General features: G+C 66.5%; 16 protein-coding genes. 11 read left to right on the top strand and 5 right to left on the bottom strand.

Annotation, left to right across the window (positions count from 1 at the left end):
* The first annotated feature begins 11 nt into the window (after window positions 1-11).
* From ASE11_RS01990 to ASE11_RS25125, 9 genes are all read left to right on the top strand, one after another.
* Complete coding sequence (locus ASE11_RS01990) at window positions 12-1106, top strand: ABC transporter ATP-binding protein (RefSeq protein WP_056265065.1); 1095 nt, start codon at window positions 12-14, stop codon at window positions 1104-1106.
* Between the two features lie 36 nt (window positions 1107-1142).
* Window positions 1143-2057 carry an ABC transporter permease gene (locus tag ASE11_RS01985; protein ID WP_056265061.1) on the top strand — a complete coding sequence of 305 codons (915 nt, stop codon included), beginning with the start codon at window positions 1143-1145 and terminating at the stop codon, window positions 2055-2057.
* A 13-nt stretch (window positions 2058-2070) separates the two neighbouring features.
* Window positions 2071-2907 (top strand): ABC transporter permease, encoded by an 837-nt coding sequence (locus ASE11_RS01980; protein WP_056265056.1) that lies wholly within the window; start codon window positions 2071-2073, stop codon window positions 2905-2907.
* A gap of 103 nt (window positions 2908-3010) precedes the next feature.
* Window positions 3011-4480: an aldehyde dehydrogenase gene (locus ASE11_RS01975; RefSeq protein ID WP_056265052.1), complete on the top strand. Its 1470-nt coding sequence runs from the start codon at window positions 3011-3013 to the stop codon at window positions 4478-4480.
* A gap of 19 nt (window positions 4481-4499) precedes the next feature.
* The gene (gene gabT, locus ASE11_RS01970) at window positions 4500-5789 is read left to right on the top strand and encodes a 4-aminobutyrate--2-oxoglutarate transaminase (protein WP_056265647.1); all 1290 of its coding nucleotides are present in this window, start codon (window positions 4500-4502) and stop codon (window positions 5787-5789) included.
* The gene (locus ASE11_RS01965) at window positions 5786-7120 is read left to right on the top strand and encodes a glutamine synthetase (protein WP_056265047.1); all 1335 of its coding nucleotides are present in this window, start codon (window positions 5786-5788) and stop codon (window positions 7118-7120) included. The genes gabT and ASE11_RS01965 overlap by 4 nt, the downstream gene beginning before the upstream one ends.
* A gap of 109 nt (window positions 7121-7229) precedes the next feature.
* Window positions 7230-7985: a hypothetical protein gene (locus ASE11_RS01960; RefSeq protein ID WP_056265045.1), complete on the top strand. Its 756-nt coding sequence runs from the start codon at window positions 7230-7232 to the stop codon at window positions 7983-7985.
* A 345-nt stretch (window positions 7986-8330) separates the two neighbouring features.
* Window positions 8331-8852 carry a hypothetical protein gene (locus ASE11_RS01955; protein ID WP_056265042.1) on the top strand — a complete coding sequence of 174 codons (522 nt, stop codon included), beginning with the start codon at window positions 8331-8333 and terminating at the stop codon, window positions 8850-8852.
* Window positions 8853-8959: 107 nt separating this feature from the next.
* Complete coding sequence (locus ASE11_RS25125; RefSeq protein ID WP_082585445.1) at window positions 8960-9400, top strand: DUF4304 domain-containing protein; 441 nt, start codon at window positions 8960-8962, stop codon at window positions 9398-9400.
* Between the two features lie 122 nt (window positions 9401-9522).
* Here ASE11_RS25125 and ASE11_RS01950 read toward each other — a convergent pair whose 3' ends face one another.
* The 4 genes from ASE11_RS01950 to ASE11_RS01935 all read right to left on the bottom strand — a co-directional run bounded on the left by ASE11_RS01950 (window position 9523) and on the right by ASE11_RS01935 (window position 11638).
* Window positions 9523-10293 carry a class II aldolase/adducin family protein gene (locus ASE11_RS01950; RefSeq protein ID WP_056265039.1) on the bottom strand — a complete coding sequence of 257 codons (771 nt, stop codon included), beginning with the start codon at window positions 10291-10293 and terminating at the stop codon, window positions 9523-9525.
* Between the two features lie 100 nt (window positions 10294-10393).
* The gene (locus ASE11_RS01945) at window positions 10394-10585 is read right to left on the bottom strand and encodes a DUF2892 domain-containing protein (protein WP_056265036.1); all 192 of its coding nucleotides are present in this window, start codon (window positions 10583-10585) and stop codon (window positions 10394-10396) included.
* A gap of 103 nt (window positions 10586-10688) precedes the next feature.
* On the bottom strand, window positions 10689-11348 hold the full coding sequence (locus tag ASE11_RS01940; RefSeq protein WP_056265034.1) for a Crp/Fnr family transcriptional regulator: 660 nt from the start codon (window positions 11346-11348) through the stop codon (window positions 10689-10691).
* On the bottom strand, window positions 11345-11638 hold the full coding sequence (locus tag ASE11_RS01935) for a YkgJ family cysteine cluster protein (protein ID WP_056265030.1): 294 nt from the start codon (window positions 11636-11638) through the stop codon (window positions 11345-11347). Before ASE11_RS01935 ends, ASE11_RS01940 begins: the two co-directional genes overlap by 4 nt.
* A gap of 110 nt (window positions 11639-11748) precedes the next feature.
* On the opposite strand from ASE11_RS01935, the gene mprF reads away from it, so the two are divergent.
* A complete protein-coding gene (mprF, locus tag ASE11_RS01930) occupies window positions 11749-14325 on the top strand; it encodes a bifunctional lysylphosphatidylglycerol flippase/synthetase MprF (RefSeq protein WP_156406195.1) in 2577 nt (858 codons plus the stop codon).
* Entirely contained in the window at window positions 14322-15716 is a 1395-nt protein-coding gene (locus tag ASE11_RS01925) for an AcvB/VirJ family lysyl-phosphatidylglycerol hydrolase (protein ID WP_056265028.1), read from the top strand. Before mprF ends, ASE11_RS01925 begins: the two co-directional genes overlap by 4 nt.
* A 10-nt stretch (window positions 15717-15726) precedes the next feature.
* Here the strand turns inward: ASE11_RS01925 and ASE11_RS01920 are convergent, their stop codons facing one another.
* Window positions 15727-16317 carry an NADPH-dependent FMN reductase gene (locus ASE11_RS01920; RefSeq protein WP_056265025.1) on the bottom strand — a complete coding sequence of 197 codons (591 nt, stop codon included), beginning with the start codon at window positions 16315-16317 and terminating at the stop codon, window positions 15727-15729.
* Between the last annotated feature and the right edge of the window lie 16 nt (window positions 16318-16333).

Below are 16333 nucleotides of genomic sequence, written 5' to 3'. Positions count from 1 at the left end.
CGGACTTCAAGATGGCAGACACAACGGGTTTCCTGGTGACCGAGAAACTGGTCAAGCGCTTCGACGACGCCACGGCGGTGGACGAGGTGTCGCTCTCGATCGGCAAGGGTGAGATCTTCGCCCTGCTGGGCAGCTCGGGCTGTGGCAAGTCCACCCTGCTGCGCATGCTCGCCGGCTTCGAGAAGCCGACCTCCGGACGCATCCTGCTGGGTGGCCAGGACGTGGCGGCCATGCCGCCCTACGAGCGGCCGGTCAACATGATGTTCCAGTCGTACGCGCTGTTTCCCCACCTCACCATCTGGGAGAACGTGGCCTTTGGCCTCAAGCGCGAAGGCCTGCCCAAGGCGGAGGTGAAGCAGCGCACCGATGAAATGCTGGCCCTGGTGCAGCTCACGCCCTACGCCCAGCGCAAGCCACACCAGCTCTCGGGCGGGCAGCAGCAGCGCGTGGCGCTGGCGCGCAGCCTGGCCAAGCGCCCCAAGATGCTGCTGCTCGACGAGCCGCTGGGCGCGCTCGACAAGAAGCTGCGCGAGCAGACCCAGTTCGAGCTGGTCAACATCATCGAGAAGGTGGGCGTGACGGTGGTGATGGTCACGCACGACCAGGAAGAGGCCATGACCATGGCCAGCCGCATTGCCGTCATGAGCAAGGGACGTGTGCTGCAGGTGGGCACGCCCGAAGAGATCTACGAGCACCCGGCCAACCGGTTCGTGGCCGACTTCATCGGCAACGTGAACCTGTTCGAGGGCAAGCTCAGCGTGGACGAGCCCGACCGCTGCGCGGTGAGCACCGGCATTGGCGAGATCCAGGTGGGTCACGGCGTGCCGGGCCACCTCAACATGCCGGTGGCGCTGGCCGTGCGGCCCGAAAAGATCGAGATCAGCAAGCAGCGCCCCGACGGGGTGTCCACCAACCTGTTCACCGGCAAGGTCAAGGAGATCGCGTACTTCGGCTCCTACAACACCTACATCGTGCAGGCCAGCGACGGCAGCAAGCTCAAGATCACCGAGGCCAACACCTCGCGGCAGGATCTGTCGGACATCACCTGGGAGGACACGGTGTATTTCTGGTGGAGCGACGTTGCTGGCATCGTCCTCCGCGACTGACCAGCCCTTTTGCCGACTGCAGTCTGGAGCACAACGATGGCATCTTCAATTCCCGTCCCCGGCAAACGCTTCGTGATCGGCGTGCCTTTTGTCTGGCTGATCGTCTTCTTCTTCCTGCCGTTCCTGATCCTGCTCTACATCAGCTTTGTGGACATGGGCGGCGACATCAGTCCGTTCAAGCCGATCTGGGACCCCGTGGCCGGTGTTCTGCGCCTGAAATACGAGAACTACCTCGCGATCTTCCGCACGGAAGAAGGCGCGCCGCTGTTCAAGACCCTCTATGTGGACGCCTACCTGCGCTCCATCGGGTACGCGCTGAGCACGGCCTTCTTCTGCCTGGTGATCGGCTATCCGTTTGCCTACTTCATCGCGCGCTCGCCAGCCAGTGTGCGGCCCGCCTTGCTGCTGATGGTGATGCTGCCGTTCTGGACCTCGTTCTTGCTGCGCGTCTACGCGTGGAAGGGCATCCTCACCGACCAGGGCGTGCTCAACCGGCTCATGATGTCGATCGGCATCATCGACGAGCCCATCCAGATGCTCTACACCAACGTGTCGATGCTCATCGGCATGACCTACGTGTACCTGCCCTTCATGGTGCTGCCGCTCTACGCCAACCTGGTGAAGATGGACTTCCGCCTGCTGGAGGCCGCTTACGACCTGGGCACCACACCGTTCAAGGCCTTCTGGCTGATCACCGTGCCGCTGTCCAAGGCCGGCATCGTGGCCGGCTTCATGCTGGTGTTCATCCCCTGCGTGGGCGAGTTCGTGATTCCCTCGCTGCTGGGCGGACCGGAGAACCTGATGATCGGGCGCGTGGTTTGGGACGAGATGTTCACCGCCAACGACTGGCCGCGCGCCACCGCGCTGGCGGTGATCATGATCGCGCTGATCGTGATTCCGCTGGCGCTCTACTACCACCATACCGCCGACGCCGCCGAACCTCGCAAGTGAACAAGGCCAGACCATGAAACCACTGTTTGAAAAACACTTCGGCAAGGCCTGGCTGGCGCTGGTGTTCGCCTTCCTCTACCTGCCGCTGCTGTTCATGATCGTGTTCTCGTTCAACAGCACACGCCAGGACGCGCGCTTCACCGGCTTTTCGTTGCGCTGGTACGAAGCCCTCACCCGCGACACCAAGATCGTCGAGGCCTTCTGGCTCTCGCTCAAGGTGGCGGCGGTCACCGGGGTGCTCTCGGCGGTGCTGGCCACGTTCGCCGCCTTCGTGCTGGTGCGCTACCGCCGCTTCATCGGCCGCACCATCTTCTCCGGCATGGTCAATGCGCCGCTGGTGATGCCCGAGGTGATCATCGGCCTGTCGCTGCTGCTCTTGGCCGTGGGCGCGCAGAACTTCTTTGGCTGGCCGCAGCGCGGCCAGCTCACCATCATCCTGGGCCACACGCTGCTGGGCATGGCCTACGGCATGGTGGTGATCCAGTCGCGCCTGCTGGAGATGGACCGCTCGATCGAAGAGGCGGCCATGGACCTGGGTGCTCGGCCACACCAGGTGTTTTTCCTGATCACGCTGCCCAACATCTTCCAGGCCATCCTGGCGGCCTTTCTGCTGGCGTTCACGCTGTCGTTCGACGACGTGGTGATCGCTGAATTCCTCTCGGGCCCGGGCGTGAACACGCTGCCGCAGGTGATCTTCGGTTACGCGCGCCGGGGCATCAACCCCACCGTCTACGCCGCGGCCACGCTGCTGATCGTGACGGTGACGGTGGTGATCGTGAGCTATGCGGTGTGGGTGGCGCATTCGACCAAAAAACGCGAGCGGGAGATCGCGGCGGCCGCAAAAAGTTGAACCCACTGGATCGCTGGCCACCGGGGAAAGTGGCTTTGCAGCGGTTGTAGTTTCGGGCGTAGCATGGGGCCAATTCCCGCCTTGCAACCTCCCGAGACATCCCATGACCGAACCGAGCTTCGACGGCCGCGCATTCATCAACGGCGAACGCGTCGCCGCGCGCGATGGCCAGACCTTTGACTGCATCTCTCCCGTGGACGGCCGCTTGCTCACCGCCGTGGCGCGTTGCGGCGAGGCCGACATCGACGCCGCCGTGGCCGCCGGCCGCGCCGCCTTTGAAGACCGCCGCTGGAGCGGCCTGGCGCCGGCGCAGCGCAAACGCATCATGATCAAGTTCGCCGAGCAGCTTGCCGCGCACGCGGACGAACTGGCGCTGACCGAGACATTGGACATGGGCAAGCCGATCAGGTACGCCAAGAGCGTGGACGTGAACAGCGCGGCCAACTGCATCCGCTGGTACGGCGAGGCGGTGGACAAGGTGTACGACGAGATCGCGCCCACGGGGCGCACTGCGCTGGCGCTGATCACGCGCGAGCCGGTGGGTGTGGTGGGCGTGATCGTGCCCTGGAATTACCCCCTGATCATGGCGGCGTGGAAGATCGCGCCCGCGCTGGCCGCCGGCAATTCGGTGGTCTTGAAGCCCAGCGAAAAGAGCCCGCTGACAGCGCTGCGCCTGGCCGAGCTGGCGCTGGCCGCCGGCATCCCGCCCGGCGTGTTCAACGTGGTGCCGGGCTACGGCCCCGAGGCCGGCAGCCCGCTGGCCCTGCACATGGACGTGGACTGCATCGCCTTCACCGGCAGCACCCGCGTGGGCAAGCAGATCCACGTGATGGCTGGACAGAGCAATTTGAAGCGCGCCTGGACGGAGCTGGGCGGCAAGTCGCCCAACATCGTGTTCGCCGACTGCCCGAACCTGGACAAGGCGGTGGACGCGGCGGTGAGCAGCATCTTCTTCAACCAGGGCGAGAGTTGCAACGCGCCTTCGCGCCTGTTCGTCGAGGCGTCGATCAAGGACGCCTTCCTGGAAAAAGCCCTGAAGCTGGTGCCCGACTACCAACCCGGCAACCCGCTGGACAAGGCCACCACCATGGGTGCCATCGTCGACAAGGTTCAGATGGACACGGTGCTGCGTTACATCGAGTCGGGCAAGTCCGAGGGCGCGACGCTGCTGGCCGGCGGCGAGGCGGCCATGCCGGTGGCTGGCGGCAACTACGTGCTGCCCACCATCTTCGACGGCGTGACACCGCAGATGACGATCGCGCGCGAGGAGATCTTTGGCCCGGTGCTCTCGGTGCTGAGCTTCACCGACGCGGCCGAGGTGGTTCGCGAGGCCAACAACAGCATTTATGGCCTGCAGGCAGCCGTGTGGACCCGCGACATCAACAAGGCGCACGGTGTGGCGCGCGCGTTGCGCGCGGGCACGGTGCACGTGAACTCGTACGACGAGGACGACATCACCGTGCCCTTTGGTGGCTTCAAGCAGAGCGGCGTGGGGCGCGACAAGTCGCTGCATGCGTTCGACAAGTACACCGAGACGAAGACGACGTGGATTCGCATCGACAGCCCCGTATAAGGAGACACCCATGAACGCCATGAACGACATCAAGACCGACAACACCAACGCCGCCTGGCACGCGCGCCGCCAGGCTGCCACGCCGCGCGGCGTGGGTGTGTATGGCGACTTCTTCATCGACCGGGCGTTGAACGCCGAGTTCTGGGACATCGAGGGCCGCCGCTTCATCGACTTCGCCGGCGGCATCGCGGTGCTTAACACCGGGCACGTGCACCCCAAGGTGCAGGCCGCCATCGCCGCGCAGCTGCAGCGCTTCACGCACAGCTGCTACCAGGTCGTGCCCTACACCGAGTACGTGGCGCTGGCCGAGCGCATCAACGCCATCGTGCCGATCGACGGCCCCGTGAAGACCGCGTTTTTCTCCACCGGCGCGGAGGCGATCGAGAACGCGATGAAGATCGCGCGCTACAGCACCGGGCGCACTGGCGTCATCGCCTTCGGTGGCGCGTTCCACGGCCGCAGCATGTTCGCGGTGGCGCTCACCGGCAAGGTGCAGCCCTACAAGGCCGGCTTCGGCCCGTTCCCGTCCGAGATCTTCCACGTGCCGTTTCCCTGCCATTGCAGTTCGCTGGACGACACGAAGCGCGCGATGGAGCAGCTCTTCAAGTGCGACATCGAACCCAGCCGCGTGGCGGCCATCGTGTTCGAGCCGGTGCAGGGCGAGGGCGGTTTCAACGTGATCCAGCCCGCAGCGGTGAAGTGGCTGCGCGAGCTCTGCGACCAGCACGGCATCCTGCTGGTGGCCGACGAGGTGCAGACCGGTTTTGCGCGCACCGGCAAGATGTTTGCCATGGAGCATTTCGGCGTGTCGGTCGACCTCATGACCATGGCCAAGAGCATGGCCGGCGGCACCACGCTGTCAGCCGTGTCGGGCAAGGCCGCCATCATGGACGGCCCGGCCCCGGGCGGCCTGGGCGGCACCTACGCCGGCAACCCGCTGGCCATCGCGGCGTCGCATGCGGTGCTTGACGTGATGGCAGAAGAAAAGCTGCCCGAGCGCGCGCAGAAGCTGGGTGACCAGCTCATCGGCCACCTGACGGCCCAGAGCGCCATGTACCCCAAGCGCATGGGCGACGTGCGCGGCCTGGGCGCCATGGTGGCCTGCGAGTTCATCGACCCCGCCGGCGCGCCCGATGCCGACACCACGAAACAGGTGCAAGCCGCCGCGCTCCAGCGTGGCCTGCTGCTGCTGACCTGCGGCGTCTACGGCAACGTGATCCGTTTCCTCTTTCCGTTGACCATCGAAGACAGCGTGTTCGCCGAAGGCCTGGCCGCGTTTGATGCCGCGCTGGCCGAGGTGCTCGCTTGAGCTTGTCATTAGACGAACGTATCAACGCCCTGCGCGCGCAGGGCATCCACTCGGTGCTCACCACCTTCACCGACCTGCCTGGCGGTCCCAAGGGCAAGCTGGTGCCGCTCGAAGGCCTGCCTGGTGCGGTGAGCAGCGGTGCCGGCTTCTCTGGCCCGAGCATCAGCGGCACCGGCCTGCCGCGCATGGGCGCGCGCAGCGAGTACATGGGCCGTGTGGTGCCCGAGAGCCTGCGCCCGCTGCCCTTCATGCCCGGCGTGGCGCACGCGGTGTGCGACGGTTTTGCCGGCGGCGAGCCGCTGGACACCTGCTCGCGCCAGGTGCTCAAGCGCCAGGTCGAGCGCCTGAACGCGCGCGGCTGGACGCTGTGGGTCGGCATCGAGCCCGAGTTCTTCCTGCTCAAGCGCGACGCCCAGGGCCGCTGGCAGGTGGCCGATGCGTTGGACGGCCTCGCCAAACCCTCGTACGACTTGCAGGCCATCGGGCGCAACTACGCGTTTCTCGATGCGATGCGCCAGACGCTCACCGCGCTGGGCTTCGGGTTGCAGCAGATCGACCACGAAGACGCGTGTGGCCAATACGAGATCAATTACCAGCACGACGACGCGCTGGCCGCCGCCGACCGTTACCAGCTCTTCAAGCTCGCCGCGCAGGCGGTGGCGGCGCAGCACGGCGCGGTGTTTTCCACCATGCCCAAGCCGCTGGCGCACGCGCCGGGCAGCGGGCTGCATTTCCACCTGAGCCTGACCGACAGCAAGGGAAACGCGGTGATGGCCGACCCGGCCGGCGCGCTGGGCCTGAGCACCGCCGGCCACCAGTTCGCCGCCGGCCTGCTGCACCACGCCGACGCATTGGCCGCCCTGTGCGCGCCCACCGTCAACAGCTACAAGCGCCTGGCGGCCAGCCGCAGCGCATCCGGCACCACCTGGTCGCCGGTGTGGAAGGCCATGGGCGACAACAACCGCACCTGCCTCGTGCGCACCGTGGCCGGGCGCATCGAGTGGCGCCTGCCCGACCCGTCGTGCAACGTGTACGCCGCCATCGCCGGCACGCTGGCCGCCGGCCTCTCGGGCATCGAGCAGGCCTTGCCCGCCGCCACGCCCTGCGCCGACGACCTGTACGAGGTGCATGCGCGCGGTGAGGCCATGCCCGAACGCCTGCCGCGCGACCTGTTCGCCGCGCTGCAGGCGCTGGAGCAGGACGCACCGTTGCGTGCTGCCGTGGGCGATGCGTTCTGTGCCGAATTCCTTGCGCTCAAGCACGCTGAATGGGCCAGCTACAGCCAGCAGGTGAGCGACTGGGAGCTGGATCGTTACGGCAACGCAGCCTGATCGAAGGCACCCCCGCGCCGCCTGCGGCGTCACCCCCTCAAGGGGGCGCACCCTGCGGCCTGGCAGAGCCAGTTCCGCGGGTGCCCGGGTTTCTGGATAATCCGGCTGCTTGAACACCCCCACCGCCCCTGCCGCCCCCACCCCGTCCGCCAAGACCTGGACCAAGACCGCCGACCGGCCGTTGCGCAGCTGGCGCAAGTCCGTCAGCATCTGGGTGTTCGCGCATTTCGTCGGTGTGCCGGTGCCGTGGCACGCGGTGCGCCAGACCGATGGCGCCGAGCTGCTGGCCTTTGAGCACCAGCGCTTGCTGGCTCTGGCGGCCGCCGGCGAACACGTGCCCACCGTGCTGGCCTTCGACGGGTTTTCACTGACCACCAGCGACATTGGCGACACGCTGGACCATGTGCTGCACCGCCTGCCCGACGGTGAACACCTGGCGCTGATGTGCGCCGCCAGCGCCGACCTGGCCAGCTTCCACACCCGCGGCCACTGGCACGGCGGCGCCCAGACCCGCAACCTCACCTGGAACGGCGAACACTTCGCCCGCCTCGACTTTGAAGAGCGCCTGCAACCCGGCATGGCGCTGGCCACGGTGCAGGTGTACGACGCGCTGCAGCTGTTGTTGTCACTGGCGCGCTACCTGCAGCCGCAGGGGCCGGACGCGGTGCGCGCGGTGCTGCAGGCTTACGCCGACGCGGGTACCGGCGGCCCCACCCTGCGCGGCTTCATCGCGCACCTGCTGCCGCGCCTGGGCTGGGTGTCGAAGCTGGCATCGTTGTCACCCCGGCTGGACGGCTCGCGCGAGCTCATGCGGTTGCGGACAGTGCTGGAGGGTATGACCGCGTTCGTGGGGCGGGCTGCTTGAAACGTCTTTACGACGGCGGCCCCCGATAGGACTGGTGGCAACGGAAGTCTGAGTTGGGCCCTGAGGCGACGGTGGGCATCCCGTCCCAAACCGGTCATTGGTACAGCTTGCTCTGCTGTCCAAGGGATGGGCAGTTGACGGTCACGAACTGCGTCTGTTCGGAAGCTATATTTGCGTCAGGGCACGCGTGCCTGGTTTCAAGGATTTTTATACTTGGATTTTCAGGCGGTGCATCGCCTTGAATCAGGCTTCAAGCCATTTTCTGGAAGACCCCGTGACCAGAATATCCCGCACCACCCAGCTTATCCCACAGGCTCTGCGGGGTACATTAAGTTAGGCCACGCAATGAGCACCCCACAAGTCCCCATTCCGTCGATTGAGCGCTATATCAAAGTGTCAACAGACGATCTCAGTGGCTTTTGGCTTGACGCGTATGGCTGGATCGCCTGCTACTTCGCGCAACTAGAAGGTCTGAGTTACGCGCTCGTCGAAATGCTGGGGAGCCCTCAAGACAGAGCAAAAATGGCGAAACTCCCCTATCAGGATCGAGTTGAGAAAGCCAGAGAACTCGTCTGCGAGCACCTGAAGGCGCGAGGAGAAGTCGAACTCGCAGATGAGTGGACGGTGTTTCTCGAAGAAGCCCGCGCCACCGCACCAATGAGAAACAAGATCTTGCACAACCCGCTTTCGGTTAGCCTCGCGCTCGGCGAGCAGTTGCACGATGAAGATGCGGGCATTGTCCTCACTCACGAGCCCGGACAGCCAGTTCTGAAACTTGCCGCGGTACAACAGTTCTCGAAGACGATGCTCGAAATGAACATCCGCATGCAATCCCTCTTGGCCCGTTCAGCACTGGCTGCGACATGAGCTACTCGAACATACCCTGTAGCCCGGAAACAATTACCCAACGCGCGCGGCACGGCCTACCCCTTCGCTCGAGCGGACCCGCTCAGCTCAAACGCTAGGCGTCACTAATGCTCCCTCTAGAAACAGCCATCGCACCTTTTCTTAAAGTCAGCGGCTTCAAGAAGAAGGCAAAGACTTGGAGGCGCCACTGTCCTGACGTCATACAAGTTCTGAATCTGCAGAAGAGCCCATACGGAGACAACATGTATGTGAACCTTGGCGTCTACGTCAGGTCGCTTGGTGAAGAACAAAATCCACCCGAAAACCGGTGTCACGTCCAAGTCCGGCTGGAACGAGTAACGCAATCAGAGCGTGAGCAATGCGTTGTCGCTGCAAATGCAAACGAAGTTCCAACTCAAGCACTCATCGAAGCGATTCTCATAGATGGAGTAGCTTGGCTAAATGACCTGGCCACTCTCTCTGGCATACGGCGCTATCTGGAATCAGGCGGTTCCAAAAAGGGATTGGTCCTTCATGAGGCAGCCAATCTTGCGGCGCAAGCAAAGTAACGCCTGACCCTCCCATCGAGAGGGACGTCCGAGAGCTAACGCACTCGGCCGCCTCTCATGTCAAGCGTTGAACGTCCGCTTCGGAAGTACCCCACCGGCTGCTCCTGGCCGTTCAGAGACGCTCAAGTCCTGTACCCCGGATCCAGCTTCTCGACCTTGCGCAACAACGCCGGCCAAGCCAGCTGCGAACCCAACCCGGCCGTGGCCACGCGCATCACGTCGGCCATGCCTGCCAGGATGGCGGGGTCGACCTGGGTGAGTTCGGTCCCGCCGGCCAGGGCGTCGATCTGGATGCGGCAGGTGTTCTCCAGCGTGTACATGGCCAGGAAGGCGTCGGGGATGGTCTTGCCCACGGTGAGCAGGCCGTGGTTGCGCAGCACGAGGTGGTTGGCTTTGCCCAGGTCGGCCTGCAGGCGCACCTTTTCTTCCGCTCGCAGGGCCACGCCCTCGTACGTGTGATACGCCAGCGAGGCGAGCACGAAGGTGCTTTGCTGGCTGATGGGCAGGATGCCGGCCTTCTGCGCGCTCACGGCCACGCCGGCGCGCGAGTGGGTGTGCATCACGCAGCCGGCTTCGGGCCGCGCTTCGTGCACGGCGCTGTGGATCACGAAGCCGGCCGGGTTCACCGGGAAGGGCGAGTCGAGCAGCTTGTTGCACGCCATGTCGACCTTGACCAGGCTGCTGGCCGTGATCTCGTCAAACATGAGGCCATAGGGGTTGATGAGGAAGTGGTGTTCGCCGCCGGTGACCGAATCGGGCAGCTTGGCGCTGATGTGGGTGAAGACCAGATCGCTCCAGCCGTAGGCGGCGACGAGCCGGTAGCAGGCGGCGAGGTCACAACGCAGCGCCCATTCTTCGGCACTGACGACTTCTCTGAGGGACGGGATGTGCATGGGGTGTCTCCTGGCGCGCCTCGACCGGGCGCGAGCCCTGCACTTTATGCCGCTTGGGCGCGTCTGTCGTGTCCCAGCAAGGACAGAAGCGCCCGACAGTTCACTTCTTCATGGCGCAGGTGTTGAAGCCCAGCATGGCGTAGGGCGGGCACCAGCCCACCAGGCCGGTGAGCAGGAGCAGCACGCCGATGTAGCCCCACAGGCCGACGGTGCCGGTGGCGGCCGCGGCGATGAGGGCCAGACCGATGGCGATGCGAAGGGCGCGGTCGATGCCGCCGACGTTTTTGGTCATGGTGATTCTCCGTTGACTGGGCCGCCCCGCAGCGGGGTGGTGTGCAGCCATTGGGCTCGCGGGCGCAGGCCGGGTATGTGACCTGGGTCACATAGGGCGGCTGTCAGCGGGGTTGCAGGGCCGCGAGTGCGCGCAGGGCGGCGCTGTCGCGCACGGTGATGCGCTCGCGCGAGAGCTCCACCCAGCCGTCGCGCTCGAAGCGGTGCAGCAGGCGGGTGACGATTTCGCGCACCGTGCCCAGTTCGTCGGCCAGCGCCTGGTGGGTGGCGTGCACCTGGGTGCCGTGGCCGAGCAGGGCGGCGGCCAGGCGGCTGTCGAGCCGCTGGAAGGCAATGGCCTCGATCAGGCCGGTGAGATCGGCCAGGCGCGCGGCGAACAGGCCGAGCACGAAGTCCCGAAAGTCGGTGTGGGCCAGCGCGGCGCGGAACGCTGCGGGCGCCAGCAGCGCCAGCCGGGTGGGCTTGACCGTGACCCCGTGTGCGCTGAGCGGCTGGTCCACGAACAGGCACGACGAGGACACCAGGCACATCTCGCCCGGCACCACGCGGTAGAGCTCCAGCTCGCGCCCGCTGCTGGCCGAGCGTGAGACCCGCACCTCGCCGCTGAGCAGCAGCGGAAAGCCGCCGCAGCGCTCCTGTTCACGAAACAGGGTGGTGCCGGCGGGCACGTCCATCACCCCCAGGGCCTCGGCGTCGGCGGCCGACACGGCTGACCCGAGCGCCGGGTAGAGGTGGCTGAGGCTGTGCCAGTCGGTGGTGTTCATGGGTGGTGGGGTTGGGTGTCGCGTTCCAGCCGGCTCAGCCAGGCCATGGCGTGTTCGCGGTTGTTGCCGCACATCTCGGGCCCGGGGGCGAGTGAGCTGCACACCGCCGGGCGCTCGGGCTGACCGAACAGCCGGCAACGCAGTTCGGCGTCAAGCTGCGGGCAGGCCATGCCGGCGGGTTTGCCCATCGGCAGGCCGGGCAAGGGGCTGCTGATGGAGGGCGCGGTGCAGCAGGCCGCACAACCGGTGCGGCATGCGAAGGGCGGAAGGGAGCGCAGGGCCTGGGGCATGCCGGCGATTGTCGGGCCTGCGCAGTGGCCAGCGCTAAACTGCCGCACCCGCTTTGTGCGGCCGGGACCTGCGCATGTGCGCAGCCGGGTTGCAGACTCCCGCTCCAGCCATGTCGCTAGTGAATGTTCCCGCTCCCGAAACCCTGATTTCCCGGCTCAGTCAGTGGCGTCTGTGGGTGTATGCCGCGCTGACGCTGTTGATGGGTGCGCTGGTGGTGGAGGCGGCGCACAAGGTCATGGCCGAGCTCAGCTACGACCAGATCGTGGCGGCGGTGCGGGCCACGCCGCTGTCGGTGCTGCTGCTCTCGGTGCTGGCCACAGCGCTGAGCTACCTGGCCCTCACTTTTTACGACCGCTCTGCGCTGGCCTACGCTGGCGCGCGCCTGCCCTACCCGGTGGTTGCCAAGACCGCGTTCATCGCTTACGCCTTGTCCAACACCATCGGGCTGGGTGTGCTCACGGGCGGCGCTGTGCGCTTGCGGCTGTATGGGGCAGCCGGGCTGGAGGCGGGCCTGATTTCGCGCGCCATCGTCTTCAATGCGGTGGGCTTCACGCTGGGTATTGCCGTGGTGGGCGCGGCCGCACTGGTGTGGGGCTCGGCCACGGTGCAAGCCATGTTGGGACTGCCCGCCGACTTGCTGAAGTTCGCGGGCGTGGCTGTGATGGTGGCCGCGGGCGTTTTCCTGGGCATCTGCATGCGCGGCGGTGAGCAGAAAGTGTTTCCCGGCCTGTTGCTGCGCCTGCCCAGCGCGTCCATTGCCGCGCAGCAACTGCTGGTGTCCGCGGTGGATGTGGTGGCCGCGGCCGCGGCGCTGTGGGTGCTGTTGCCGTCGGATGCGGTGGTGTTTCCCGCTTTTGTGGGGTTTTTCGCGCTGGCCATCGCGCTGGGCGTGATCAGCCATGTGCCGGGCGGTCTGGGTGTGTTTGAAGCGGTGATGCTGCTGGCGCTGGGCCAGCGGGTGCCGGCCGAGCAACTGGCGGGCGCGCTGGTGCTGTACCGCGTGGTTTACCACCTGTTGCCACTGGCGCTGGCGATGACCTGGCTGGCGGCCACCGAGCTGCGCCGGGGCGTGGCGACACCGGTGGTGAAGGCGGCCACCAGCCTGTCGCCGTTGTTGCTCTCGGCCTTCACCTGGGTGGTGGGTGTGGCGCTGCTGGTGTCGGGCGTGACGCCGGCCACGCAGGACGCGACCGACCTGCTGGTGCGGTACATGCCGCTGCCGGTGGTGGAGGCGGCGCATTTTCTGGGCAGCATCGTGGGCCTGGCCCTGCTGTTCGTGGCGCGCGGCATGTTCCTGCGGCTGGACGCTTCGTGGTGGGCCGGTCTGGTGCTGGTGCTGTTGAGCCTGGTGTTGTGCCTGCCCAAGGGCATCGCGGTGTCCGAAGCGGTGCTGCTGATCGTGCTCGGCACTTCGCTGGTGCTGTCGCGCCGCCACTTCAACCGCAAGGCCGCGCTGTTCTCCCAGGCCTTCACCTGGGGCTGGCTGGCGGCGGTGGCGGCGGTGCTGGTTGCGCTCACGGCGCTGCTGTTCTTTGTCTACCGCGACGTGGAGTACGTGAACCAGGTGTGGTGGCAGTTCGAGTTCGACGGCTTTGCACCGCGCTCGCTGCGCGCCATGGTGGCGGTGGCGCTCATCACGCTGATGCTGGCCTTGAGCCAGCTGCTGCGCCGCCCGCGCACGGCGCTCGTCAGGCCCGACCCGGGCGCGCTTGACCAGGCCGAGCGCATCGTGCGCGCGCAGGGCTCGGCCGGTGCCGGGCTGGTGATGATGGGCGACAAGAGCTTGATGGTGTCGGACTCGCAGCGCGCCTTCATCATGTTCGGACGTCGCGGGCGCTCGTGGGTGGCGCTGTACGACCCGGTGGGCCCGGCGGCCGAGTGGAGCGAGCTGGTGTGGCGCTTCGTGGAGCAGGCGCGTGAAGCCGGCGGGCGCGCCGCCTTCTACCAGGTGCGCCCCGATGGCTTGCCGGTGTACCTGGACGCGGGCCTTCGCGTCTACAAGCTCGGCGAATGTGCGCTGGTGGACCTGCCCGGCTTCAGTCTGGAGGGCAAGCGCCGCGCCAACCTGCGCCATGGCGTGGCGCGCGCGCAGCGCGAAAACCTCAGCTTCGAGATGCTGGCCCCGGGCCAGGCCGAGAGCCTCTTTGCCGATCTGCAGGCCATCTCAAGCGCCTGGCTGAGCGACCACAACACGGCCGAAAAATCGTTCTCCCTGGGCGCCTTCCGCCGTGACTACGTGCTGCGCCAGCCGATCGCCGTGGTGCGCCAGGGCGAGCGGCTGGTGGCCTTTGCCACGCTGTTGTGCACCGACCAGAAGCAGGAGGCCTGTGTGGACCTGATGCGCCAGCTGCCCGACGCACCGCGCAGCGCGATGGACTTTCTGTTTGCGCAGACGCTGCTGCACTTCAAGGCCGAGGGCTACCAGCGTTTCAACCTGGGCATGGTGCCGCTCTCGGGCATGGCGCAGCACCCGCTGGCGCCCAACTGGCACCGGCTGGGCCGCCTGCTGTTCAACCACGGCGAAAACTTCTACAACTTCCAGGGTCTGCGGGGTTTCAAGGAAAAATTCGACCCCACCTGGGAGCCCCGCTACCTGGCTTGCCCGGGCGGCTTTGCGCCCTTTTTCATCCTGGCTGATGTGGCCGCGCTCATCGCCGGCGGCTTGCGTCGCGTGATCACCAAATGAACCTCATCGCCACCACCCTCGTGATTGCAGCGCTGGCGCTCGGCGCCGCCGCGCCGGCCCTCGCGCAGGAGAAGATTTCGCACGGCCGCTTCGCCGATGTGTCGCTGTACCGGCCCAAGGGCGAGGCGACGTCGTTCGTGCTGTTCCTCTCGGGCGACGCGGGCTGGACGCCCGCACTGGGCGCCCAGGCGCAGGCCCTGGCCGAGCACGGCGCTGCGGTGGCGGGCATCCACACGCCGAACATGCTGGCGCGCATCGGCAAGGAAAGCGGCGACTGCCTGCTGCCCGATGGCGACCTGGAAAACCTCTCGCATTTCCTGCAGGGCTATGCGCGCCTGCCGGCGTATTTCCCGCCGCTGCTGGTGGGCCCGGGTCTGGGCGGCACGCTGGCCTACGCGATGCTCGCGCAGGCGCCTGAAGACACCTTTGCCGGCGCCATCTCCATGGGCTTCTGCCCAGAGCTGGCCCTGAAGAAGCCGCTGTGCAAGGGCGAGGGTGTGCACTTCACCCAGCGCGCAGGCAGTGCGGGACTGACGCTGCTGCCCGCGCCCAAACTGCGCGCGCCCTGGATGGCGCTGCAGGACAGCGAAGACAAGGTGTGCAGCCCGGCGGCGGCGCAGAAGTTCGTGGCGCAGGTGGGTGGTGCCGAGCTGGTGCTGGTGCCGGGCGTGGAACACGTCGGTGCCCCGGGTCCCGCCGCGCTGACCCCACTGCTGGCCGCGCACCAGAAGCTCACCAAGGACTTGGTGGTGGCACCGGTGGCGCCCGACAGCGGTGTGGCCGACCTGCCGCTGGTGCTCGTGCCCAGCACCGTGCCGTCGGACACCTTGGCCGTGCTGCTGTCGGGTGACGGGGGCTGGGCCGGTATCGACAAGCAGCTTGCTGCCAAGCTCGCGGCGGCCGGGGTGCCGGTGGTTGGGTTGGATTCGCTGCGCTATTTCTGGTCGGCCCGCACGCCCGACGGCTTGGCGCAGGACCTGGACCGCGTGATGCGCAGCTTTGCAGCGCAGTGGAAGAAGTCCCGCGTCGTGCTCATCGGCTATTCGCAGGGCGCCGACGTGTTGCCGTTTGCGGTCAACCGGCTGCCAGCCACGGCCAGCGGGCTTCTGGCTCACACCGTGCTCATCGGGCCGGGCGAAAAAGCCTCATTCGAGTTCCGCCTGGCCAACTGGATGACCCCGAACACCGCAGGCCTGCCGCTGATGCCCGAGCTGCAGAGGATGGCGGCCGACAGAACGCTGTGCATCTACGGCACCGACGACCGCGAAACGCTCTGCCCGCGGGTGCCCACCGCATTCGTGACCACGGTGCCCATGGCTGGGGGCCACCACTTTGACGGCATCTACCAGAAGCTCACCGAGCAGATCCTGCAGCGAACCAGATCGCCTTGAGCCTGCGTCCTCAGGGCCGCAGGCGCTGACCGGCCCACAGAACCTGGTCCACCACGCCGTGCACGGCGTTGCGCGCAGCTTCGGTGGCCAGTTGGCCGTCGGGGTCGAAGGCTTCACCTGCCCGAGAAAGCGCAAACTGCTTCGGCGCCACCCAGCACTCCAGATTCAGGAGCAAGGGAGTGAGGTGCGACAAGCTTCGCAGGCCACCCAGGGCGCCGGGCGAGGCGCTCAGCAGGCCCACCACCTTGCCGGTAAACGGCTTGGTGCCGCTGGACCAGAGCGGGTCGCCCTTGATGGGGCTGGAGACCCAGTCGATGGTGTTTTTCAGCAGCGCGGTGTAGCTGCCGTTGTACTCGGGCGAAGCGATGATCCAGGCCGGGTGGGCGTGGAAGAGCTCCTTGAGCTTGACGGCGGCCGCGGGCGTGCCGCGCGCTTCCAGGTCGGCGTTGTAGATCGGCAGATCGAAGTCGGCCAGTTCGATGTGGGTGACCTGGGCGCCTTCGGCCTGGGCACGGTCGGCGGCGACGGTGGCCAGCTTTCGGTTGAAGGATTGGCTGCGGGTGCTGCCTGCGAAAACGAGGAGAGGTAGGGGTGTGCTCATCCGCCCATTGTCGTGG

This window comes from Hydrogenophaga sp. Root209, from assembly GCF_001428625.1.
Classification (GTDB): domain Bacteria; phylum Pseudomonadota; class Gammaproteobacteria; order Burkholderiales; family Burkholderiaceae_C; genus Hydrogenophaga.
The sequence above is the reverse complement of the archived record's forward strand: the minus strand, read 5'-3'. Positions and strand labels throughout refer to the sequence as shown.

Coding starts and splice junctions, on each gene's coding strand:
- ASE11_RS01955 (WP_056265042.1), top strand. CDS start 8,331: ATGAGCACCCCACAAGTCCCCATTCCGTCGATTGAGCGCTATATCAAA.
- ASE11_RS01940 (WP_056265034.1), bottom strand. CDS start 11,348: ATGAACACCACCGACTGGCACAGCCTCAGCCACCTCTACCCGGCGCTC.
- ASE11_RS25125 (WP_082585445.1), top strand. CDS start 8,960: ATGCTCCCTCTAGAAACAGCCATCGCACCTTTTCTTAAAGTCAGCGGC.
- ASE11_RS01935 (WP_056265030.1), bottom strand. CDS start 11,638: ATGCCCCAGGCCCTGCGCTCCCTTCCGCCCTTCGCATGCCGCACCGGT.
- ASE11_RS01920 (WP_056265025.1), bottom strand. CDS start 16,317: ATGAGCACACCCCTACCTCTCCTCGTTTTCGCAGGCAGCACCCGCAGC.
- gabT (WP_056265647.1), top strand. CDS start 4,500: ATGAACGACATCAAGACCGACAACACCAACGCCGCCTGGCACGCGCGC.
- ASE11_RS01975 (WP_056265052.1), top strand. CDS start 3,011: ATGACCGAACCGAGCTTCGACGGCCGCGCATTCATCAACGGCGAACGC.
- ASE11_RS01925 (WP_056265028.1), top strand. CDS start 14,322: ATGAACCTCATCGCCACCACCCTCGTGATTGCAGCGCTGGCGCTCGGC.
- ASE11_RS01950 (WP_056265039.1), bottom strand. CDS start 10,293: ATGCACATCCCGTCCCTCAGAGAAGTCGTCAGTGCCGAAGAATGGGCG.
- ASE11_RS01985 (WP_056265061.1), top strand. CDS start 1,143: ATGGCATCTTCAATTCCCGTCCCCGGCAAACGCTTCGTGATCGGCGTG.
- ASE11_RS01980 (WP_056265056.1), top strand. CDS start 2,071: ATGAAACCACTGTTTGAAAAACACTTCGGCAAGGCCTGGCTGGCGCTG.
- ASE11_RS01990 (WP_056265065.1), top strand. CDS start 12: ATGGCAGACACAACGGGTTTCCTGGTGACCGAGAAACTGGTCAAGCGC.
- mprF (WP_156406195.1), top strand. CDS start 11,749: ATGTCGCTAGTGAATGTTCCCGCTCCCGAAACCCTGATTTCCCGGCTC.
- ASE11_RS01945 (WP_056265036.1), bottom strand. CDS start 10,585: ATGACCAAAAACGTCGGCGGCATCGACCGCGCCCTTCGCATCGCCATC.